The 22,401-nt window shown below is 58.0% G+C and carries 20 protein-coding genes; 7 read left to right on the top strand and 13 right to left on the bottom strand.

The genetic code is table 11. The annotated features are described in order from the left end of the window. Positions 1-449, bottom strand: a 449-nt coding sequence (locus ACMX25_RS36755; protein ID WP_462686304.1) for a transposase, incomplete at its 3' end; no start/stop codon positions are given. A gap of 140 nt (positions 450-589) precedes the next feature. After that, positions 590-1,657, bottom strand: coding sequence for an SDR family oxidoreductase (locus ACMX25_RS36750; RefSeq protein WP_414954784.1), 1,068 nt, complete (start codon positions 1,655-1,657; stop codon positions 590-592). 102 nt (positions 1,658-1,759) lie between these two features. On the opposite strand from ACMX25_RS36750, the gene ACMX25_RS36745 reads away from it, so the two are divergent. Further along, complete coding sequence (locus ACMX25_RS36745; RefSeq protein WP_414954783.1) at positions 1,760-2,668, top strand: LysR family transcriptional regulator; 909 nt, start codon at positions 1,760-1,762, stop codon at positions 2,666-2,668. A gap of 80 nt (positions 2,669-2,748) precedes the next feature. Here the strand turns inward: ACMX25_RS36745 and ACMX25_RS36740 are convergent, their stop codons facing one another. Further along, positions 2,749-3,540: an alpha/beta fold hydrolase gene (locus ACMX25_RS36740; RefSeq protein ID WP_414954782.1), complete on the bottom strand. Its 792-nt coding sequence runs from the start codon at positions 3,538-3,540 to the stop codon at positions 2,749-2,751. 162 nt (positions 3,541-3,702) lie between these two features. On the opposite strand from ACMX25_RS36740, the gene ACMX25_RS36735 reads away from it, so the two are divergent. Then, a complete protein-coding gene (locus tag ACMX25_RS36735) occupies positions 3,703-5,181 on the top strand; it encodes an HD domain-containing phosphohydrolase (protein WP_414954781.1) in 1,479 nt (492 codons plus the stop codon). Positions 5,182-5,242: 61 nt separating this feature from the next. Here ACMX25_RS36735 and ACMX25_RS36730 read toward each other — a convergent pair whose 3' ends face one another. The 3 genes from ACMX25_RS36730 to nadC all read right to left on the bottom strand — a co-directional run bounded on the left by ACMX25_RS36730 (position 5,243) and on the right by nadC (position 9,376). Beyond that, entirely contained in the window at positions 5,243-6,604 is a 1,362-nt protein-coding gene (locus ACMX25_RS36730; protein WP_414954780.1) for an MFS transporter, read from the bottom strand. Positions 6,605-6,732: 128 nt separating this feature from the next. Beyond that, positions 6,733-8,532, bottom strand: coding sequence for a phosphonate metabolism protein/1,5-bisphosphokinase (PRPP-forming) PhnN (gene phnN, locus ACMX25_RS36725; protein WP_414954779.1), 1,800 nt, complete (start codon positions 8,530-8,532; stop codon positions 6,733-6,735). Between the two features lie 7 nt (positions 8,533-8,539). Then, a complete protein-coding gene (nadC, locus tag ACMX25_RS36720; protein WP_414954778.1) occupies positions 8,540-9,376 on the bottom strand; it encodes a carboxylating nicotinate-nucleotide diphosphorylase in 837 nt (278 codons plus the stop codon). A gap of 835 nt (positions 9,377-10,211) precedes the next feature. Between nadC and ACMX25_RS36715 the strand changes: the two genes are divergently transcribed. Continuing rightward, on the top strand, positions 10,212-11,759 hold the full coding sequence (locus ACMX25_RS36715; protein ID WP_414954777.1) for a methyl-accepting chemotaxis protein: 1,548 nt from the start codon (positions 10,212-10,214) through the stop codon (positions 11,757-11,759). 87 nt (positions 11,760-11,846) lie between these two features. Here the strand turns inward: ACMX25_RS36715 and ACMX25_RS36710 are convergent, their stop codons facing one another. Next, a complete protein-coding gene (locus ACMX25_RS36710; protein ID WP_414954776.1) occupies positions 11,847-12,809 on the bottom strand; it encodes a LysR substrate-binding domain-containing protein in 963 nt (320 codons plus the stop codon). Positions 12,810-12,952: 143 nt separating this feature from the next. Here ACMX25_RS36710 and ACMX25_RS36705 point away from each other — a divergent pair, with 143 nt between their 5' ends. Together ACMX25_RS36705 and ACMX25_RS36700 are read left to right on the top strand one after the other, a co-directional pair. Further along, positions 12,953-15,061 (top strand): oxidoreductase, encoded by a 2,109-nt coding sequence (locus ACMX25_RS36705; protein WP_414954775.1) that lies wholly within the window; start codon positions 12,953-12,955, stop codon positions 15,059-15,061. Between the two features lie 144 nt (positions 15,062-15,205). Further along, complete coding sequence (locus ACMX25_RS36700; protein ID WP_414954774.1) at positions 15,206-15,703, top strand: Lrp/AsnC family transcriptional regulator; 498 nt, start codon at positions 15,206-15,208, stop codon at positions 15,701-15,703. 107 nt (positions 15,704-15,810) lie between these two features. Here the strand turns inward: ACMX25_RS36700 and ACMX25_RS36695 are convergent, their stop codons facing one another. Beyond that, positions 15,811-16,719 (bottom strand): cation diffusion facilitator family transporter, encoded by a 909-nt coding sequence (locus tag ACMX25_RS36695; protein ID WP_414954773.1) that lies wholly within the window; start codon positions 16,717-16,719, stop codon positions 15,811-15,813. Positions 16,720-16,870: 151 nt separating this feature from the next. Beyond that, on the bottom strand, positions 16,871-17,107 hold the full coding sequence (locus ACMX25_RS36690; RefSeq protein ID WP_414954772.1) for a hypothetical protein: 237 nt from the start codon (positions 17,105-17,107) through the stop codon (positions 16,871-16,873). Between the two features lie 435 nt (positions 17,108-17,542). On the opposite strand from ACMX25_RS36690, the gene ACMX25_RS36685 reads away from it, so the two are divergent. Continuing rightward, positions 17,543-17,863, top strand: a complete 321-nt coding sequence (locus tag ACMX25_RS36685) for a hypothetical protein (RefSeq protein ID WP_414954771.1) — start codon at positions 17,543-17,545, stop codon at positions 17,861-17,863. A gap of 131 nt (positions 17,864-17,994) precedes the next feature. After that, on the top strand, positions 17,995-18,639 hold the full coding sequence (locus tag ACMX25_RS36680; RefSeq protein ID WP_414954770.1) for a hypothetical protein: 645 nt from the start codon (positions 17,995-17,997) through the stop codon (positions 18,637-18,639). 128 nt (positions 18,640-18,767) lie between these two features. On the opposite strand, the gene ACMX25_RS36675 is transcribed toward ACMX25_RS36680, so the two are convergent. The 4 genes from ACMX25_RS36675 to ACMX25_RS36660 all read right to left on the bottom strand — a co-directional run bounded on the left by ACMX25_RS36675 (position 18,768) and on the right by ACMX25_RS36660 (position 22,273). Continuing rightward, complete coding sequence (locus ACMX25_RS36675) at positions 18,768-19,619, bottom strand: helix-turn-helix domain-containing protein (protein WP_414954787.1); 852 nt, start codon at positions 19,617-19,619, stop codon at positions 18,768-18,770. 185 nt (positions 19,620-19,804) lie between these two features. Then, on the bottom strand, positions 19,805-20,356 hold the full coding sequence (locus ACMX25_RS36670; RefSeq protein ID WP_414954769.1) for a carboxymuconolactone decarboxylase family protein: 552 nt from the start codon (positions 20,354-20,356) through the stop codon (positions 19,805-19,807). Between the two features lie 281 nt (positions 20,357-20,637). Beyond that, positions 20,638-21,063 carry a phasin family protein gene (locus ACMX25_RS36665; RefSeq protein WP_414954768.1) on the bottom strand — a complete coding sequence of 142 codons (426 nt, stop codon included), beginning with the start codon at positions 21,061-21,063 and terminating at the stop codon, positions 20,638-20,640. Between the two features lie 196 nt (positions 21,064-21,259). Then, positions 21,260-22,273, bottom strand: a complete 1,014-nt coding sequence (locus ACMX25_RS36660; RefSeq protein WP_414954767.1) for an AraC family transcriptional regulator — start codon at positions 22,271-22,273, stop codon at positions 21,260-21,262. Positions 22,274-22,401: the final 128 nt, after the last annotated feature.

Raw genomic sequence — 22,401 nt, 5'->3', positions numbered from 1 at the left:
GTATCGGGCATCGAGATCCCTGTCCCGTCAACCAGCTTGACCGGGCGCCCGCGCCACGTCCAGGCCGCTCTGGCCTGCTCGTGCAGTTGACGTCCTGTCTCGCGCGTCAACTCCCGCACCATCGTCAGAGGCAGTCTCTGGCGAGCGCGGCAGTAGCCTCCCGTACGCACACTCATGGGTCGCAGCCCGTCGGCAGCTCGCTGCGCAGCCCACCCGTTGACCGCCTTCTGACAGGAGGCGTCCTCTTCCAGCGCCTGGCGCATGAACATCGACAGTGTCACCGTCGGCGGATACAGCCGTTCCCGATGTTCTGGCAAATGCGCTTCCGTTATGTCCAACAGCTCCGGGCTCGTCAGTATGTTGAAGTAGTCAACCGCCTGGGCCCTGCGTGCCCGGCTTTGAACGCCGCCTAGTGTTTGCCTGTGATGACTTCGTGCATTACGATCCATGAGGGCTGGTCCTTGGAATGAGACGGGTGTTTGCCTGGTAACAACCATCCTATCAATCCCTGGATCAGACTCCTCCGTTTCTCTTCAAGTAATTACCCGCGTCTTCTCCTCCATGCTGGCTTAAGTAAGTGCCATTCCCTCTAGCCAGGTATAACCCGCTCGCGCTTCAATCGTTCGAAAAGATCGACAAACGAGTCAAGCGTGCTTTGATACGCTAAAAAGCCTGCCTTCCTGCTCTTCGACATATCGGTCACCACCTCCATGGGCCGGCCAAGATCGGCGTCCGTATGCCACCACGATACGAGCTTTTCAATCGCCGGCTCCTTGAGTTCATGACGCGCAGCGATGGCCAGCCAATCCGGGGCGCTGTCATGCATCCGGCTTTCTAACGGACGCGTCACGCCATCGAATGGAGCGGCCTCGATCTCGAAGTAGTTCGCGATCTGCGACCACATCCACTGCCATCGGAATACATCGCCGTTAGCGACGTTGAAATCTTCATCCGCTGCTTGCTCGCTAGTCGCCGCCCACTCCAGATGCCGTGCTAATAGGCGGGCATCGGTCATATCGGTCAACCCGTTCCATTGCGTGGCAGAGCCGGGGAATACAAACGGCCGGCCGCTTTCCTTGCACAGCGTGGCATACACGGCGAGCGTCACGCCCATGTTCATTGCATTGCCGAGCGCATAACCAATGATGGTATGCGGGCGATGCACGCTCCATGTAAAGCCGAAGCGAGAGGCGGCATCAAACAGCCTGTCCTCTTGTTCGTAATAGAAGTTGTCGACCGGCTGACGGCCTTGCTCTTCGCGAAAGGGCGTCAAGGGCACGGCACCGGTCCCGTATGCCTCGAACGGGCCAAGGTAGTGCTTCAGCCCCGTGACCAGCGCCGCATGACCGCCTTGAAGCGATGGGCCCACGACGTTCAGCACGTTGCTCACCATTGCGCCGTTGACGCGAATATTTTCCTTCTCGGTCGCCTGGCGCGCCCAAGCCGTGAAGAACACGGCGTCCACGTTCAGATATTTCAGGGCAGCCGCGACTTCGTCGGGCGCGGTGAGATCGGCGGTCAGCGCGTGCACGCCGGCAGTCGGCGTACCGCGTCCGCGCGACAGGCCGGTGACGTTCCAGTCAGCGGCCAGGAGATGCTCGGAAAGCGCCGTCCCGATCACACCGCTGGAACCGACGATCAAGGCTCGTTTTTGCATGGCGATCCATCATTGGAAGTCAAAGAAAAGAGCTTATTCGATAGTGAAGCCGCCTTTCGCGATAGTATTTCATCTAATTCATGAAATATTTTCGCTAATGACATGGCATCTTCTGAAGGTCTGAAAGGTATCGCTCCCTTTGTCTATGCGGCTGATTCCGGCAGTTTTGCGTCGGCCGCCGAGCGTCTTAACCTGACAAGCTCGGCAGTGAGCAAAAGCGTCGCGCGGCTGGAGGAGCGGCTTGGCGTGCGCTTGTTCGAGCGAACGACGCGCTCTCTCGCGCTCACCGATGCAGGCTCGGCGTTCTATGAAACGTGCGTGCGCATACTGCGCGAGCTCGCTGAAGCCGAAGCAATTTTGGCTGCTCAAAAGATCGAACCGATGGGGCGCATTCGCATCGACTTGCCGGCAACATTTGGCCGCCTTGCGGTGCTGCCCATCGTGACGAAACTCTGCGAGCAATATCCTAATCTGCTGCCGCATGTCACGTTCACGGACCGGTTTGTCGATATCGTCGAAGAAGGGGTCGACGTAGCCGTGCGCATTGGCGCAATGAGTGAGTGGCCCGCATCGATCGCGCACCACTATGTCGGCAATGAGCGTCTGATCTTTTGCGCTTCGCCGGGCTATCTTGAGCGACGCGGTGAGCCGATGAATACCGACTCGCTGATCGAGCACGACTGCATCTGTTACGGACGGCCCGATGGAACCGTGAGTTCATGGACCTTTGCTGCCGAAGGGGGGGCGGTCGTGAAGCGGGCGCTGCCTTATCGCCTTGTGTTCGGTGATGCAGAGGCGCAGCTCGCAGCCGTGGAGGCGGGATTGGGGATCGCACAACTGGCGACGTGGCTGGCAGATGGCAAGCTGCGTTCCGGCCGGCTTGTCGAAGTCTTGAGCGGCTTCGCAACCGATGGCCTGCCGCTATTCCTGATCTGGCAGAGAGCACGCCAACTCACGCCGAAAGTGGCGGCGGTGCTGGACATGCTAAGGGCATCGCTCGCGGTGCGATGATGGAACGCCGTCATGATTCAATGCAATGATTCAATGCGAAGGCCCCCGTCCGGGGGCCTCGCCGCGAACATCGAAGTAACTTACTGCACGCTGCGTGCCGCGGTGATGATTGCAGCCGCGACGTCCGCCGGCTTCGACAGCATCGCCACATGACTTGCATCAACCTTCACTACAGTCGCGCCAATCTGTTGCGCCATGGCGGCCTGCAAAGGAGCGGGAATCATGCGGTCCTTTTCCGTCAATACCCACCACGACGGCTTGTTATGCCACGCGGCTTCGGTCACCTTGTCGTCGCTACAACCGGCGAACCAAGGACCTTGAGTCGCTGCCACGATGCGGGCTTGTGCAACCGGCAAGTCCTGCGCGAAGTCGTGGATGATCGCATCGGTGGACAGCGTCAGGTATCCAGCGGAATCTTTCTGCAGCGAGGACGCCCACGATGGCGCCGGCTTTCCTTTCAAAATGTCATTGATCGACTGGTCCTTGTCGGGCGCAAAAGCGGCGACATACACCAGCGCTTTCACCTTGTCGTCATTACCGGCTTGCGTGATCACTGCACCAGCCCAGGAATGACCCACCAGGATGACCGGACCGTTTTGCTGCTCGATCACGCGCTTGGTAGCAGCGGCATCATCGTCGAGCGACTTGAGAGAATTTTGTACCGCCACTACGTGCAAGCCTTTTGCCTCCAGAATCGGGATGACCTTGTCCCAACTCGATCCGTCGGCGAACGCGCCATGCACCAGCACCACATTCTTTCCCTTCAGGTCATCCGGGGCAGAGGCGGCGCTTGCCGGGGTGAATGCGGAGAGCGACAGCAGGCCGCCGAGCAGCAGCGTAGCGGCAAGGCATTTTTTGAGCAGGGTGTTCATAATGTGAATCCTCCAGGGGAAATAGGGTTTGGACGGAAATTAGTGTGCGAAATGGAGAATGCGCTGATCGGGCAATGTCTTGTATCGGTCAAATGACCGAGCCTGATCCGAGGACGCATCTGTCGGACGCTTACATGAGCAGCGAAAACTGAGGCGAAATTGATGCAAGACGACTCTGCAATCCGGGTGCTGGACGCTGTCAAGGCGCTTGCGTTTGTCGGCGACCTCAGCATGGGGCAGCCCACCGATCATTCGATGCGTACCGGCTGGCTTGCCGGCCGGCTCGCCGCCGACGCCGGCCACGACGCCGCGCAGTGCTGCGTCGTCAAGGAGGTGTCGCTGCTGCGCTGGTCGGGCTGCACGGCAAATGCAGCGGGTTTTTCGGAGTGGCTGGGAGACGATGTCGGCAGCAGGGCGAACATGCTTGCGATGCGGCCCGGTTGGGCCGGCGACGAAGCGCCGGGAAACTTCGGCGCGACCATCACGCCGCTGGCGCAGATTCACTGCGAAGTATCGGGCGAGGTCGCGCGCATGCTCGGCCTGGCCGGCGCAACCCAGGTGGCGTTGCGGCACATTTTCGAAAGCTGGGACGGCGGCGGTTTCCCGCAACAAATGCAGGGCGGCAAGGTGCCCGATGCCGTGTTTCTCGTTGCGTTGGCCGGCGATATCGAAATTTTTAGCCGCATCTACGGAGTCGAGCAGGCGAAGGCGCTGATCGCGCAGAAGGCGGGCCGTCAGTATCCTCAAGCGCTCGCGCAACTGGCCTTGTCGCGCGCGGCAAACTGGCTGGACGAGCTTGAGCAGTGGAGTGCATCGGCACGCGATGAACCCTTGAATACGCAGCCGATGCAACAAACGAGCGCGCCGGAAATCATCGCCGATGTGATCGACTTGAAGCTGCCCTGGATGGCAGGCTATTCACGGCGCGTGGCGAAAGCAGCGGCGGCGTGCGGCGCGCGTTTGGGTTTCGATGAGGAAACCCAGCGCAGCGTGTATCTCGCTGGTTTGATCCACGGCATGGGACGCGCGGCTGTGCCCAATTCGGTATGGAATACGCCGGGTCGTTTGCCTGCGGCTGCGTGGGAGAAAGTGCGGCTGGTGCCGTATTGGACCGCACGGGCAGGCAAGCAGATCGGCGCGCTCGCTCGCGAGTCGGAGATTGCATCGCTTGCGTATGAGCGGCTCGATGGATCGGGCTATTTCCGGGGTGCAGAAGGCGGTGGCATAGCGCGCGAAGGCCAGGTGCTCGCTGCGGCCGCCGCGTGGGTCGCGATGCGCGCCAAGCGTCCCTGGCGTGCGGCGCTATCTTCCGAAGAGGCTGCAACATCGCTTCGTGAGCAGGCATCGGCAGGGCGCTTCAATGCCGATGCTGTCAACGCGCTGATCGCAAATGCGCGTGACGAGTATGACGGGGGCGGAGGGGGTATTAAACCCCGCCCGGCCCAGGCAACGCTGTTGTCGCCACGGGAATCGGAGGTGCTCCGTCACATTAGCCTGGGCGCGAGTAACAAGGAGGTTGCGAAGGTGCTGGAGTTGAGTCCCAGCACGGTGCGCACGCATGTGGAAAGCGTGTTCCGCAAGCTTGAATGCTCGACGCGCGCTGCGGCCACCTTAAAGGCGTCGACACTTAAATTGATTTGATATCAATTTCAAGTCAAATGCCCCGGGAAGCGGCAGGTCTGCAACCCGGAGGCAACCAGAATCAAGGGCGCACTTCCTCCGAAGTCAGATCGCTGGTCAGGCCGGTGTTGCTTGTCATCGGCTGGACGTGCTCTTCAAGCGGAACCGCGACGGGGGCTTTCGGCGTGTCAAACAGCGGCCTCTCAGGATGCACGAACAACCAGAGCACCGTGCCCACTCCAGCCGCCAGTGCGATGACGACCAACGCGCTCCCCCAGTTACCGGTAAGCCGCACCATGAAAGCGACGCTAACGGGTCCTGCGACATTCGATGCCGCTCCCCACAGGTTGGTCCAACCAGACATCACGCCGGTGAAATCCCGCGCCAGGTCCTGAGCTGCCGACCAGACAACCACTTGCACGAACCCGACCGCAGCGAAAGACAAGCACAGGAAACCAACGACGGCCGCAATATTGACGGCATAGGAAGCCAGGCAGAGGGCGATGGCGCTAACAAGAAATCCCACCATGGCAACCGGAGCGCGAGCGGCCCAGACCGATTGAGTGCGCTTCAATATCTTGTCGCACACGATCCCCGCCACAAATACTGCTACGAACACGGCGATCCAGGGAAGCGATGCCGCGAACCCCATCGACTTAAGCGAAAGTCCGCGTGCGCGCATGAGATAGGTCGGGAGCCATGTCGTATAGAAACTCTGGATCAGGACCAGCAGGAAGTACTGGATACCGAAAAGCCAGAAGCGCGGGTGCCGGAGGCACTTCAGAAATACCCCTTTGGCAACCGCCTCCGGTTCCGACTGTCCCGCTGCAATATACGTCGCTTCCTCAGCGGTGACTAACGGATGCTGCGCGGGAACATCGCGATAACCGAACCACCACGCGATCCCCAATATGAGGCCGATTGCGCCGAACACGTAGAAGACCGAGTGCCAGCCGAACTGCAAGATCATCCAGGCGGTAAGCGGTGCTGAAATGATGGGTCCGAGATAAAGGCCGCCCAGGAGAAAGGAGTTTCCCTTTGCGCGTTCATTCCTGGGAAACCAGCGTTTCACCGCGAGTATGCCGCTAGACCAGTCGGCGGATTGTGCACCTCCGAGCAGCGCGCGGCAGCCCACGAGCCAGCTAAAGCCCACGCCTAACGGCGTCACGATCATCATCAGGGACCACAGCGCGCTCGTTCCAAACAGGACCTTTCTCGAGCCATGACGCTCGGCCAGTCTGCCGGCGGGGACCTGCCCCAATGCGTATGTCCAGAAATAAATAGTCAGGATCACTGACATCTCGACAAGCGACAGACCCAGTTCCTTCTGGATCGTAGGTGCAGCGATCGTCATTGCAGCGCGGTCCAGCGTCATGACGAACGTAATGGGAGCGATCAGCAACGAAACAATCCCCCACCGTAAATTGCCGACTCTTTTGGGCATTCTCACTACTCCAAGGATAATTAACCACGCGCTTTATATGGAATCACTGCTACCGCTGCGGTCCTGCTGATCACTGTCTCGTCGTTATCGCTTTATCGCTACGTCATCGTCATCGTCATCGTCACGCTTCAGGCGGAGGGGAGGCTATTCAACCTTTCCATGCAGATGTCATGCGTGCGCGTTGTTTGCGCCAACAGAACCGCGGCCGAGACAAGCTCTTCGTCAGCGCCGTAGATATGAAATAGTCCATCCCCGGGCTCGACCTGCTGACCCACTGTGGCGAGAAGATCCACGCCCGCGCCGAGGTCCGCTGGAGCGCCGGCTTTTCGAGCGATTCCGCCGATGGCCCAGCCGTCGATGCCGGATACGATTCCCCTTTGCTGCGCCACGACCGTCTGACGATACCCAGCCGGCGAAGCTGGTGGTACTCGCCGGCCTTGGCTATCGATAATCCTTTCGAATGCACTACGCGCCCGGCCGGAGTAAAGCAGCGACTCTGCAAACTGCCGCCCCTTGGAAACAGTGCCAATGGACGGCGCCCACGCAAGTATCTCCGCCGCGAAACGGAGTGCTTTTTCCCGCAGGTCGGCGGGTGCGTCCGGATCGTTGTCCAGGACCTGCTTCACGTCACGCACCTCCAGTGCAGGTCCGATGCCCCGCCCGATCGGGCCGCTGCCATCGGTGACCATCGCCTTTACGTGCAGCCCCAAGCCCGCTGCCACATATTCGAAAAGGTTACCTAAAGTGCGCGCTTCGTGTTCGTCCTTGAGTTTTGCGTTCGGGCCGTAAGGAAGATCGATGATGACGTGAGTGGATCCGGCCGACCACTTCTTGGACAGAATCGACGCCACGGACCAGCGGTTCGAGTCGAGGCCCAGCGGTCTGGTAAATGCATTGATCCGGTCGTCAATCAACGAGTGATTCAGCCGTCCGTTCCACGCAATACAGGCGCGCGCTTCACTGACGCAACGACGTACCTCTTCGCTCGTGAGATCGACACGTGCAACCGTTTCCATCGCGTCGGCAGTGCCTGCGGCAGAGGTGATCGCTCTCGATGACGTCTTCGGCATTGCAAGCCCGAACGCCGCCACAATGGGTACGACGATCAACGTAATCCGGCTACCCGGAACGCCACCCATTGAATGCTTGTCAACGAGGATTGGCTCGTCCCATTCGATCCGGGGCGACAGCTTGCACCTGACCCTTGCTAGCGCAAGCACTTCGGCGTCGGACAGGTTTTGCGACGCGTGCAAGAGGAACGCGTTGATATTCCGGTCCGAGTAACGCAGTGCAAGGATGTCGTCGAGCACTGCACCATATTGAGCTTCGTTCAGTTCATCGCCTGCAATCTTTGCCTTCAACGCGCGCATGCTGGGCGCAGCGGGCTGTGTGGCGCGGCCGAGCGCCGCGACGAAACGTTCTATCCCTTGCTCAAGCGTGCCGTCATTGAGCACCTTCAGGACCTCGACATCCGCGGAGGTCGGTTCGACCTGACGCGTTACGCGTTTTAAAACCTCGTCCGGCGTTTCCCTGCCTCGTCCGAGAATTCGCGCGGCCAGCACGGAAGCTGGCGCGCTCACTTCGACAATCACCAGTCGCGGCACGCGGCGTGAAAGCTCGTCGATCATTGCCCGCGATCCGTTCGCGATGACGTGTTGCCCCCGCGAAATCGGATGGAGGAGTTCACGGCGCAAACCGTATCTCAGTCCGTGTGCCGACCAGGTAATCAGGAATTCCCCTTGGCCGTCGAGACGCGCGAACTCAGTTTCATTAAGCGCTTCGTGATCTTCACCCGGGGAGCCGTGAGGGCGGGTGACGACCCGACGCGCAAAGACGAAATCGCTTAGGACTTCACGCGCTCCGTCAATCAGAGAGTCTTTACCGGCGCCGCTCGGGCCGACCACAAAGAAGAAAATTCCATCGGACATAAGGGGGTTACTCCGCCTCGTCCAGACCGATATCAACGCACACGGAGGCCTGGTTGATCTTGCTTGTGGAGATATAGTCGACGCCCGTCCTGGATATTTCCCCGATCGTCGCGAGATTAATACCGCCAGACGCTTCAAGCTTCGTACGGCCATTGACCAACTCCACGGCCTTCGTCATTTCCGCTACCGACATGTTGTCGAGCATGATGACGTCAACGCCGGCTTCCAGCGCTTCCTCGACCTGCTCGATGCGATCGCATTCCACCTCGAGCTTCGTCAATACCGGCAGATGCCGGCGCGCACGCTGCACAGCCTTCTTGATCCCGCCGCAAACCGCAATGTGATTGTCTTTAATCATCACGCCGTTATCAAGCCCGAGGCGATGGTTCAAGCCCCCGCCACAAGTCACCGCGTGTTTCTCCAGCATGCGCAAACCGGGTGTGGTCTTGCGTGTGTCGATCAGCCGTGCACGCGTTCCTGCGACCGCCTTGACGTACTCGGCCGTGAGATTGGCAATGCCGGACATGCGTTGCACGATGTTAAGTGCCGTGCGCTCGGCGGTCAGCACGCTTCGTGCATTGCCCTTTACGTCAAGAAGCACCGCCCCCTTCTTTACATGGTCACCGTCCTTGACGCGTACGACGACGTCGAGCGTTGAATCGTAGCGCTTGAATACACGGGCTGCGACGTCGATACCCGCCACGATCAGGTCTTCGCGAGCATTCATGAAGAATGCACCCGTTTCGTCCGCTTCGATCATGACCTGTGCGGTGAGGTCACAGTACCCAATGTCTTCGGTCAGCCACATGTCGATCAGGCGATCCGTTTGAAATACGTCGTACATTGTCAGTCTCCGAGTGTATAAATAAAAAAGCGTGTTTCTTGCTCGACAGGGGCATCGGCAGAGGTGTTCTTTGCCCTGACGTCGAACATTACAAAATGTCGGACTACGAAATAGATAAGATTTAATGCGTAATAGTGAAAAGCCCGCTAAGGCGTCTTAGTGGAATTGATGCACTGGTTGCTTCAGCCTGCAATTACAACGTCTACGCTCAAAGACTGCTCCGAGCCATGACGTTGAGCGCGTCAAAAACATATTGGCGGCGGTGACGATCCCGCCGCTCGCCTGAGCCGGTATCGCGTTTGCGTCGACAACTAATGGCAAGTACTCGCGAGCGACGTGCCCTAAGCCAACTCTTCTTGACTCCATTCCTGCAGCACAGGCCGGCCGGAGCGCCGGCGAAGGAATCTGCCCGATACCCAAAGTCCCGGTCATCTGGTCGACTCCTTCTAAGCGCGGCGTCTGGTGGCGTTCGATATCTAAAAGTCTAGTGTTCACATTATAATTTGGCAAGATATCTAAGTATATTTTTGTTGGTGCACGTGTGCTTTAGTTTGGTGAAAACCCTAATTAAATGCGTCATTTAAGGGAATACCCCATCTAAACGGACTTGCCGAGAGATAACTTTTTCCAAGGAAAATGCAATGTGTACACTCGATATGATCTTGTTTGACCAAGGTCGGCAACGACCCGCTTGAGAGCAGCAGGAAGCGAGAGCGTGAAGCACGCTCGGCAGCAGGGCACCAATCTGAAAAAACACCAAAGAACGCGAAGAGAACTATCAAGTATCTGAGCTTCGTGCCGTACACCGCTAAGTACACTTCTATATAAAGACCTCATGAAACGGCTTACATTTCAGCAACAGTTGTGGATTCCTTTAGCGCTTTCCCTGATTTGCCTGATCTCTGTGGCGGGCTTTGGGGCATACCAGACTCGCGAGGTCCGCCTGCAAGAAAGGCAGCATTCGTTGAAGGATGCGGGAGATATCGCGATGAGCATCACGCGACGCTACGCGGCGCTGGCCGCTGACGGAACGTTATCGACGCCTGAGGCGAAGAAGCAGGCACTCGCGCAATTGCGGGCAATCCGTTACGGCACTGACGGATACGTATCTATCGTCGATTCAGATTGCCACGCGGTCATGAACCCTTCGAAGCCGGAGACGGAGGGTAAATACTTTGGCGACTATCAGGACTCCAACGGGAAGTATGTGTACCGTGCGATGGCCGAAATCGCGAAGGGTTCTGGCGATGGGTTCGTCGACTACGCCACTCCCCGGCTTGGTTCGAAGGAACCCGTACGCAAGCGCAGCCACATTGCAACCTTTAAACCTTGGGACTGGTCGTTCGTGACGGGCGCCTATCTGGACGATATCGACGAGGCATTCAATGCATCGCTGCGCCAGTTGGTGGTGCTCGTTGCGCTTATTGCTGCCGTGCTGTCTGGGGTTGTGTACTTCGTGAACCGCAGGTTGAATCGGTCGCTGGGCGGCTCGCCTGAATATGCGGCCCTGGTCGTGAGCGCGACTGCGGGTGGTAATCTGGCGCAACACATAGACCTGCAAGCCGGCGATCGAGGCAGCCTTCTGTTCAGGCTGCAGGAGATGCAGGCGCAACTGCGTCAGGCCGTGGTTGCAATCATCGGCGCGGCGCAGTCCATTGGAACGTCCACGGACGAGATATCGTCAGGCAATTCGGACCTGTCACGAAGAACCGAAGAACAGGCTGCGTCGCTGGAAGAAACTGCTGCGAGCATGGAGCAGCTCACGTCTGCGGTGAGACAGAATGCCGACAACGCACGGCAAGCTTCAGTACTGGCCGGCGATGCATTCTCCATTGCCAATCGCGGCAACGAAGTCGTCTCGGAAGTCGTCGCGACCATGGACGAGATCACCGATAGTACGAAACAGATTGGAGAGATCCTCGGCATGATTGAAGGGATCGCTTTCCAGACCAATATCCTTGCACTCAATGCGGCGGTCGAGGCCGCGCGAGCGGGCGAACACGGCAGGGGTTTTGCTGTTGTTGCATCCGAAGTTCGCAATCTGGCGCAGCGCTCCTCGATCGCTTCCAAAGACATCAAGCGACTGATCGATCATTCGAATGGCCGCGTTCAGAGCGGCGCCACACTCGTCGATAATGCCGGCCAGTGCATGAAGGAGATCCTGGTTTCAGTTCAACGCGTCACTGCGATCATGAAGGAGATTGCGTCGGCTTCCGAGGAGCAAAGCGACGGCATTGAACAAGTCAACAAGGCCGTCACCCAAATGGATGAAGTCACGCAACGAAACGCGGCGCTGGTTGAAGAGGCGGCAGCGGCTGCCGTGTCAATGCGCGAGCAGGCTCATGGGCTGGTAGAAAGTGTTGCTGCGTTTCGGGTTAACTAAGCTCGGATTTGGTGCCTTGAGTTTCGCTGCAACCAGCGTTGCGGCGAAACTCGCTTAGCGATAGTTCAGTCCAAACCTCGACCCGCTTTAAGAAATCCCTTCTGGCGGCGCGACCTTCCCCAAGACCGGATACATGCGTGCGACCTCCTGAAGGTCCGCTTCCATTTCGGCCACCAGCCACTCCTTCACCCGCTCCACATGCGGTCGTGCGGGACGTTGGCCACTGATCAGTTCGTAGTGACGGCCCGTTATGACAACGTGCCGGGAAGCCGGAACCAACTGTCCGGTTCGCAATGCATGAGACACGCCGGACACCCAGCCTAGCGCTATGCCACGGCCGATCATGGCGGTCTGGAGCACCAGCGCATAGTCGGAGAAGATCAGCGGGTCATCCGGCACTGTCCCGGCCATGCCGACGCGTTCGTGGAAATTTTCCCAATTGATTGTTGTCGGCACTAACTCGATCAGCGTGTGCTTGGGCAAATCACGCGCGTGATCAAGCGGCCCATGATTCTCAAGATAGGACGGACTGCAAACCGGCACGATGACTTCCGGCGTGAAGTTCCATCCTTGCTGGGATTTACGTCGCTGGTCCGCTGGGCGTAACGCGAGATCGGCTTCATCGGTGGTGCCCTGAAGGACACCGCTGATTACATCGAAACGCAAGCTGATTTCAGGAAACGCGCTTTGAAAGCGTTGGTATCTCGGCATTAGCCAGTACGCAATGAAAGCGCTGGAGAGCGACAGGGTGACTGTCTGCGTGCGCTGCTGCCGCTGCTTGATATCGGTTACAGAACGCTTGATATGCCCGAAGCCCTCATTCACACCGCGTTCGAGCAACAGCCCGTCGTCCGTCAGCACGAGCCCGGCGCGCGAGCGAACGAACAACTGAGTGCCTAGCGCTTTCTCCAGTCTCACGATCATTCGACTGACGGCGACCTGCGTCACGTTCAGTTCATTTGCCGCGCGGGTAATGCTTTTCTCCCGGGCGACGACCTCGAACACCACCAGCGAATTCATTGACGAGCCGAAGTTGCGTAGCGTATCCATAACATTATGTTGGGATCGAAAGAGCAAATGTCATTTGACGGAATTTAATGCGCTGCCTATGTTCTAGCTATTCAAACACGGGTCAAAGCAGGCGTCGATAACCATAACATTCTGTCTGGGTCCGTGCATTGGATGTTTGAAAAATGACAGCGTGCGTGCCCGCCAACCCATCCATTCCATCCATTCCCCAAGCCAAAGTGAGTTCAATGACCCGTCCTCCACGGAGCCACGACCCGTTGCTGCAGCCGCTGCGGATCCGACACCTGGTGTTGAAAAACCGGATTATGAGTACGAGCCACGCGAGTGGTTTGACGGAAAACGGTTTGCCGCTCGAACGCTACCAGCGTTATCACGAAGAAAAGGCCATTGGGGGGATTGGGCTGAGCATGTTCGGCGGCTCGTCGGTTGTGAGCCGCGACAGTTCCAACGTGTTCGCGCAGATCGATCTCACCGATGATCGGATCATCCCGTGTTTTCAGGCGTTTTCCGAGCGAATGCATAAACATGGCGCTGCGCTGATGTGCCAGCTTACCCACATGGGGCGGCGGGGAAGTCCGTACGCATCGGACTGGTTGTCGACTATTGCGCCGTCGCGAGTGCGCGAGACGCTGCATCGAAGCATTCCACGCGAGATGGACCACAGCGACATTGCACGCACCATCCGCGACTTCGGTCATGCGGCCCGGCGTTGCAAGGACGGGGGGCTCGACGGTGTTGAAACCCTGGCTGGCGGGCACTTGATCGGGCAGTTTCTCAGCCCCATGACTAACCGGCGGACCGACGAATATGGCGGTTCCATTGAAAATCGATGCCGCTTTGTGCTTGAGGTTCATGAAGAGATCCGCCGGCAGGTGGGCACTGACTTTATCGTCGGTATTCGCTATGTCATCAACGAGGCGCTGGAAGGCGGCCTGACTTCCGCCGACGCGCTGACGGCGGCCAAAATACTCGAAGCGTCGGGCTTGATCGACTTCTTCAACGTGGTCTACGGGCGCATGGACACGGCGGCCGCGCTTGCCGATGACAACATGCCGACCATGTACGCCAAGTCAGCGCCGTGGTTGCCGGCAGTCGCCGCGTTCAAACGCGAAGTGTCGTTGCCGGTGTTCCATGCAGCGAAGATCGCCGACCTTGCCAGCGCGCGTTATGCAGTGTCGGAAAACATGCTCGACCTGGTTGGCATGACGCGTGCACATATCGCCGATCCGCATATTGTTAAGAAGCTGATCGACGGCGAAGAGGATCGCATCCGACCCTGCGTGGGCGCATCATTTTGCCGTGCTCATCAATCTGCGTGCATTCACAATCCGTCAACGGGACGCGAGACCTGGATCGCACACGAGGTTGATCGAGCCCAACGCTCCGGCCGCAAAGTGGTGGTGATCGGCGGAGGCGTGGGCGGTCTCGAAGCCGCGCGCGTTGCTGCGCGGCGCGGGCATCAAGTGGTGTTATTCGAAGCGGCTCCCAAGCTTGGCGGTCAGGTCTTGCTTGCGCACACGGGGAGCTGGCGTAAGGACCTGATCGGGATCGTGGACTGGCGGGCGAACGAGCTGGATCGTCTGGGCGTGGATGTCAGGACCGGCGCCTATGCCGACGCTTCCGTAGTGCTGGCTGAGCATCCCGACGTTGTGATTGTTGCGACTGGCGGGATGCCCGATCTCGATGATTTGCCGGGGAACGAACACTGTACCTCGGCCTTCGATGCGCTGACCGTGCACGTCCCTGCATCAGGAAGCGCGATCGTGTACGACGGTACCGGCCGGCATGTGGCGGCAACATGTGCCGAGCGTTACGCGCAAGCTGGCATCGAAGTAGAGCTGGTCACGCTGGACGGATGTTTTGGCGAGGAACTGGCGGGACGGGGAGATCATATTGGCTGGCTGCGTCGTTTCAACGAATTGAAGGTTGCCCTGCGACACAATTTGCGGCTCCAGCGGGTAGAGCGTCTGCCTGGCAACAAATGCCGCGCCTGGTTCACGCATGAACTGACTTCGGAGCCGGTTTGCATGGATGCGGATCATGTTGTGGTCGAGCGCGGCATGATGCCCGTCGACGATCTGTTTCATGAGCTGCGCAGCGAGTCAGTGAACGAAGGGAAAGCCGACCTTGATTGCCTCTTGCTCGGCAAGGCTCAACCGTGGATGACTGAGGAGCCTGCTGGTTACGAACTGTATCGGATTGGTGATGCGGAATCGTCGCGGAACATTCATGCGGCAATCTTCGATGCTTTCCGCCTCGTGCGAACCATGTAGTGTCCCGCGAGGATCAACCGGTTTAACGCAATGAATATGATTCGGATGTCGAACTATTATGAACCAGTCGATTTTTAAAAATTGATCGTTTATTTGCGAAAGCTATTGTGCTTCGCTTGAGCAATTGATTTGGGAGACGTTTTGATGAGCACACACTGCAAGTTGGACCGGATCGACCTGAGAATTCTTTCTCGCCTACAGACGCATGGTCGTATTACTAACGTTGAGCTTGCCGATGCTGTCGGCCTATCCCCCAGTCCTTGCCTGATTCGCGTGAAGCGCCTTGAGAGCGCGGGCTATATCGCGGGTTATGCCGCGCAGATCCTGCTGGAGAAAATGGGCGACGTCCAGAGTGTGTTCACACAGGTCACGCTCGCGGACCACCGGCGTGAGGATTCTACGCGCTTCGTCGCGGCCATTCGCGAGGTGGACGAAATTGTTGAATGCCATCTGGCGAGTGGCGGCTATGACTACTTGCTCAAGTTTGTCACCCGCAGCGTCGGGCACTATCAGAGCCTGATTGAGGACTTGCTGGCGCGGAACATCGGTATTGAAAAGTACTCTAGTTACGTCATGATCAAGTCGCCGATCATGAAGAATGCTTATCCGCTGGAGACCTTGTTTTCACACAACTATTTCTGATCAAGCCGGCCGACCTCAGCCAGTTGAGTGCTCTGGTCGCGTTGTGCCGCGAAAGGCGTATTCGTTAATTCCCGCTCGCTTGGCGCTTGCGTCGTGCGCTTGCTCAATCACTTGACCAGATCGTCCAGGCGCCGGTCATCAATGCCGGCAGGTTCCAGATGAGCGACCACATCGGCTGCCTGGAATATCGATCGCACCGCGTCTTCTGCATGGTCTCCAATGCTGTGGCCTTGTTCAACCGACATGGCTCCGTCCACCTCGACGTGGAATTCCACGAACACCCGGTCGCCGCCATGTCGAGTGCGGATGTCATGCACGCCCTGAACGCCTTCGCAACCCAGCACGGTGGCCCGGATCCGCTCGCGGTCCGAGGTGTCGAGTTCCCGGTCGAGCAGCTGAATCAACGCTTGCTGTGCCATGTCCCGCGCATTCCATAGCATGTAGCAGGAAATGGCCAACGCACCTATTGCGTCCGACCGGGTCCACGCAAAAAAGCGTTCAAGCGCGAGCGCGACCAGCACGGCAATGTTCACCGCAACGTCGGTGACATAGTGCGCCCGGTCCGCGGCAATGGCTGTCGACCCGGTTCGTTTGACGACATAGGTTTGCAACGAAACGAGTCCGCCTGCAGCGATCAGGCTGGCGATGATTACCCATAAACCGAAGCCCATGTCGGTGAGCGGTTGCGGGACGAACAGGCGCTGGATCGATTCAATTCCCAGTCCCACGGCCGCGCCCGTGAGCAACAAGGCTTGCACCAGCGCGGCTACGGCTTCCGCTTTGCCATGTCCATAACGATGACCCCGGTCGACAGGACGCCCTGCATACCGGACGCCTGCGAAGGTGACGAAGGACGCGACGACATCGACCAGGCCGTCGGCCGCAGAGGTGAGCAGCGCGATCGAGCCCGTCGCAAGCCATGCCCAGGCCTTGACGCCGACCAGGGTGAGCGCGACAGCGAGCGCCATGATCGAGGCGAACCGGCGCAGCTTTTGATTCGACAGGTAATCGGACATGGGCGCGCGTCTCGCTTCTCGTTCAGGCTTCTCGCTTAGTAAGCCGTCATGCTACGACACTCGCATGCAAACGCTGGAAATGCACGGCTTGGCATTGGATGAACGAGCACTTGCATGAGGCGCGCGTGCGAGAAGCTGGCGCAACGCCGCTTTACTCACCGGTCGGCTTGCTTGAATTCGTCGGAGCCCCCGTGCTCAGGATCTTTAGATTACGAATCCGCCTGAAAGTAGGATTGTCATGCAGCAAGCGGGCGGTGATATGCGCCACGGCGGCTTCACCGAGAAGATAATCAGGCACGCCGGAGACCGTATGGTGAGTCATGTGCTGATTGTAAGATTCAGGTGCTTCGGCCGAGCTGTAGAAAAAATCGACTTCGTAAGTTGCCAAATTGAACTCCAATGGTGTGATCAATCGTTAGACAACCATTGATTTCATCGATTCTATCAAGAGGTGGCAATGAGCGAGCGCGACGGTGCGCCAAGCGAAATGTTTTAATCGGGTGGGGAGAACTGGCGGTGTCGGGCAAGGTTGATCAGGTTTTTGGGCGCACCCGCGGGGAATGAGTCTGCAGGGACTTGTTAAGCATCTGATTGATTCGTTCCCGTTGTTTCGGTGTTTCCGTACTTAAAATGGCTCCGAAAGAGACGAAACAGGGCGTATTTCGCACTTCATGACTAAGGCGCGAAAAAGGTGCTTAAAAAGAATTGCCTTTGTTCGCCCGATTTGTGTTCCCCTGAAGGGGGCACCCATTGCGTCGATATCAGTCGCGGGTGCCGGTCGTGCAGCGCTGCTGCACGACGGCCAAAGGAGAAGTCAGTACAAATGAATCGCCAGATCGTAGAAGAGTTGCTAGCCGGGCACGGAGAAGGGAAGTTGGTTGTAAGCCATCGCATACATGGCACTGACTTCGAAGTCATGGTTTCGCTGTTGCAAGCATCGGGAAACACGTTTGTCCGGGATTATTGTGCGCGGGCGCCCATTCTTGCTGGCACAAGCGGACTAAGCGATGCTGTCGCGAAGACCTTTACGGCCGTGCATACCGCCATTAATGGCGACCTGAAAGCCAAACCTGCAGGCATGTCCTTGTTCAAGTTTGTTTCGGATCCGACCCGGCGCGATGTGTTCGTCCGTCCATTCGACTAAAGCGTCGCCACGTTATCGGGCTTGCCGTTCATGCAAGGCCCGCGCTGGGCATCGCGCCTTGAGCGGCAGGTTCGGTCACGATCAAACCGTTGAGGCCGTTGCAGGCCGCGCCATGCACGCAATGGCCTCGTTTGAGCACTGTGTCGTCCAGTGGATGCGTCGCCTGCTGGCGGTGCAAATGGTTTTTCGCCAGAGCGGCACAGCCGCCTGGCAACCCACAGAGAAAAATGATGGATCTTCGAACCGTTAAAGAAATTGCAAAATTGAAGGCTCAGGTCGGGCCGTTGCAAAGGCAGTTCGCCGAGCGGTTGAATGCCGCCGTGGTGCAGGCCAAGAGCACGGCGGTCGCCGAATTCAAGAACCACTTTATCAAAGGCGGGTTCACGGCAGCTGGCGAGGCGAAGCGATACACCGCGGCCTATGAGGGCATGCAATTTTCGCTGGAGATTGCAGAGACGCGAGGAACGCTCTCGCTTTGCGAGTTTCACCTGGTGCCCCCCGCATCGATCAACGAAGCAAAGCTGACCGTGCACATGATTCGTAAAGGTCCGCCATCGTCTGGACGGCCCTTGGCTGCGGAAGAGACAAACTTGCTTCTCGATGCAGAGCGGAACCTGGCTGAAGCCCGGGCAGCACTTTCGTCGGCGGCGCCCGAGTTCTGTTTTATGGTTGTTGAAGAAGAAAATCCGGAATTGCCCACCGTTGATGTGGTGCTCGAAAACAGGCCCGTATTCGATACATTCGGTGAATTTCTCGTGAGCGTTTATCCGCAATAATTTTTCCGCAAGTCGCGGTAGTGCGGGGCGCTCTCTAGCGTCTCGCTTGTTCGACCGTCAATTCACTGGTGGGTATTCACGGTGATTTCCCGGTGAACGGTCAGGCTTGCATGGCAAGCACAATTCCTTCACTTAGCCGAAACCTCGTCAAGCATTACAACGTGGCGTGCTTCCGTGACATCGTCCGCCGGAAACAAACATTCAATACGCAGCTCCTGCGCGGCGATCGTCTGCGGAGTTCCTACAGTCGTGACCATGGAAAAATAACTCAGCACTTCATCGTCTTTGACGAAGCTGATGGGGATGACTGGCATGGTGCGTGTAGCGGGCGTGGCGTTCATCGCATGAGGCGATTTCCACGCTGTCTGGACATCGGGGTAGGCGAGGAGATCCGCGAGTAATCCTTGGGTTTTGTCATCAATGACGCGCCCCACGGATTCACGATAAACCCGCTGGATCAGGCTTTTTGCCACATCCTCCCAGTTGGCAACAAACGGGCGCATGCCTTCCGGGTCGAACATGAGATGCAGCATGTTGCGAGGGCTCTTGCGCGCAGACAGGTCGATAAAGCAATTGAAGAACCGTGGCGAGGATTCATTGGTCATGAGCACGTTCCAATAACGGTCCATTACCATCGCAGGAAAAGGTTCGTGCTGACGCAAGATGCGCCCTAGCGCGTTGGTCACACTCTGCATTTCGAGTGCGCCCCACGCGGTTTCCTGATAGATGGGAGCGTAGCCGGCCGCTAGCAATAATGGATTGCGTTCACGAAGAGGAATGTCCAGCGCCTGGGCTATATCCAGCAACATTTGACGGCTCGGAACGCTGCGCCCGCTTTCAATAAAACTGATGTGCCGTTGCGAGACGCCCGCATCAAGTGATAACTCAAACTGGCTTCTGCCGCGCATGTCGCGCCATTGGCGCAGCAGCAAGCCGAGCTCGCTGGCAGGTGGCTTTGCGTTGAGGCGTGGGGAATTCATGGGTCTCTCATTGGCAACAGGATTCAGGTCATTGTTCAGGAGCCACCGCGCGGGACATATAAGAATAACGCCTACGTTCGCGGTTTTTAATTCAGTGCACAAGAATACGCTTAACTCGATAAGTCGCAGCAACGACTGCAATCGCGCAGGGTTCGGCGCGAACCGATCCATGCGCGATCCTTTCGTCAGGCAGCCGTCCATGCCTGCGCCTTAAAGCGCTCTTCTACAGGCGTGCCAGCCATGTTCGTCGTGGTGGCGGCCATGGTGGACACACCAATGCTCGTGATGACTTCGAAAACCTGAAGCGCTGAATACCCCGCAGAAGTAAAGTTTTCGATGTCTTCCTGGGATACGTTCCCTCGTTTTTGGATCAAGGCCCGGCTCATGCCCGACAGGGCCGCGTACTTCGGATCATCCGGCAATCTCCCTTCGCGGATCGCTTTGACGTCCGACTCCTTCATGCCGTCCTCAAGCGCAAAGGTGGAGTGAGCCGCAACGGTCCACGGGCATTTGATCGTGACCGCGTTGGTGAGCAGCAGAACCTGCTTTTCGCACTCGTCCAGGCTTCCGCCGTGAAAGCTTGAGAAGCTGGCTGCAAAGCCGTTGAGGAGCACGGGGTTGCCTGCCATGGTCGCCATCACGTTTGGTAAGAATCCAAACTTCTCTTCCAACGCACGCAATGTGGGTTTGGATTTTTCCGGCGCCGATTCGATTGTGTGAAGTGTAAAACTATGCATTCCTAACTCCTTTACCATTGATTGAACGAAATGTGTCTGTATCTCCATGCGACGCTTTTTTTAAACGCGGGTACCGCAAGCAGATGACTGCAATCTTAGCGATCGCACGAATACGTTCAATTACCTCGGATGTAATAACGGTCGATCCACGCCCGCGGCTAGCGGCTGTTTAGCAGCTGCTTAGCGGCGCAGAGTTCGCTCAAGAGAGGGGGTTAGTCAAGCAGATAGAGTGGAGAAAACCGGGAGCGGCGCTGACGTTCCCGGTGAGTGCCGACAGGACGCTACCCCTTAGGCTGCTCCAGCGACGACTTCAATTCCTTGGCCGCCTCTTCAATTCGCTTCGTCACAATGGCATACGCTTCGGTTTGGGCCTGCTGTGTTTTTTGAGCGATTTCCTGCATATCGGCGAGGGCCTGGTGCAGTGCCTTTTGAACGACTTCGGTCGGATTGGATGAAGCTTTGGCCGGCGTGGTGGCGTACTGCTGCGCAATGCCCTGGAAGTCGTTGAGGGCCCGGCGCAGAATTTCGATCTGTTTATCTCGAAGCGCTTCCATGCCGCCGAATGCGACGCGGTTCGCGGCCGCCAGTGCTTCGACGTCCTTTCTGCGCGCATCCAGGATTGCCTGCACGTCGAATCCCGGAAGTTTGTACTGCTGGAACATCGCGGAAAACTGACTGAACGGGTCGCTGTACTCGGGCTTTGTCATGTGCCTCTCCCTAAGATATGTTCACGTTCGCGGAAACGTCGACGCTCCTCAGGCGTAGAGGGTGGCGCCCAACGCTCTTTCGATAGTACAGGCTAACGATCTTTGCTGAATCCAAGGGAAAACGCGCACAGGTCGACAATCTGCGTTTAGCTGATTGTCAGAAAAGATCATGTGGCAGGCGTTAATCCGCGTGACCTTAGCCAATCTCGGAGTGTGTAGCGTCCTGCACCACCAGCGGGTATCCGCCTGAATCGGCGCCGCCGCCGTTTCGAGCGTTGCGTCGCGCTGCCCCGGGCGCAACCCCCGTGATTCGCTTGAATGCGCGGCTAAAGGCGGCTTCGGAGTCGTATCCAAGGGAGCTTGCCAATTCCGCAAGCGATGAATCCGTCTCTCGCAACCGCGTAAGCGCCGCCTGCATTTTCCACCGCATGGCGTAGTGCATGGCCGGTTCGCCGATGAGTTGCGTGAAGCGCGCGGAAAACGCCGAGCGTGACATGCCGACTTCGTCTGCCAGCGATGCCACCGTCCAGTTGCTTGCCGGATCGCGATGAATCATCGTAATGGCTCGCCCGATCTGCTTGTCGCGTATTGCGCCGAGCCATCCCGTCTGCGCTTGGTGAGCATTGGCGATCCAGGACCGGATAGCCTGGATGACGAGAATATCGGCTAGCCGTGTGATGACAGTTTCCCCTCCCGGGTTCAGATGCTGCGCCTCGGCCGCGATGAATCGCAGCGTGCTCTGGATCCACTCTGTTTCCGGCGATTTCCATGTATCGACGCAAATCAGCCGGGGCAACAGGCGAATCAGTTGATGCGCTGCCGGGTGGTCGAAACGCACGACGGCGCAGATCATGGTCGTGGCCGCGCCGCCTTCTCCGTGGCGAAGAACTTCATAGCGATTGCTGATTGCATCGCGCGGCAGATCGAAGAGTTTTCCTGCCGGGACGCCCGCGTGGCTCATCAGCCGATGTCCCGCACCGTGCGGAACGAGGGCGAGATCGCCGGGGCGCAGCAAGCGAGGCTCGACGCCGTCCACTTCGAGCAGACACTCGCCAGCCGTGACGACGTGGAACATCAGGCACTGATCGAACGCCGGGAGTTCGAGGGCCCATGGAGCGGTGAATTCCGACCGGCAATAAAAAGTGCCGCTCATGCGCAGGAAGTGGAGCGCTTCGCCGAGCGGATCGTCGGGTGCGGGCAGGTCGGTCATGGGAAATAGTGTAATTCAGCCGGTTGCTGCTGCGTGCCAGTTCGTCCATTTCACTGGACGAATGAGCATTAAATCAAGACGTAATGTCATTGTTCGTCTTTAGAGTTCACATTACGCTGGATTCACGG

Origin of the sequence: Caballeronia eucalypticola (assembly GCF_047608185.1) — a bacterium.
Classification (GTDB): domain Bacteria; phylum Pseudomonadota; class Gammaproteobacteria; order Burkholderiales; family Burkholderiaceae; genus Caballeronia.
The sequence above is the reverse complement of the archived record's forward strand: the minus strand, read 5'-3'. Positions and strand labels throughout refer to the sequence as shown.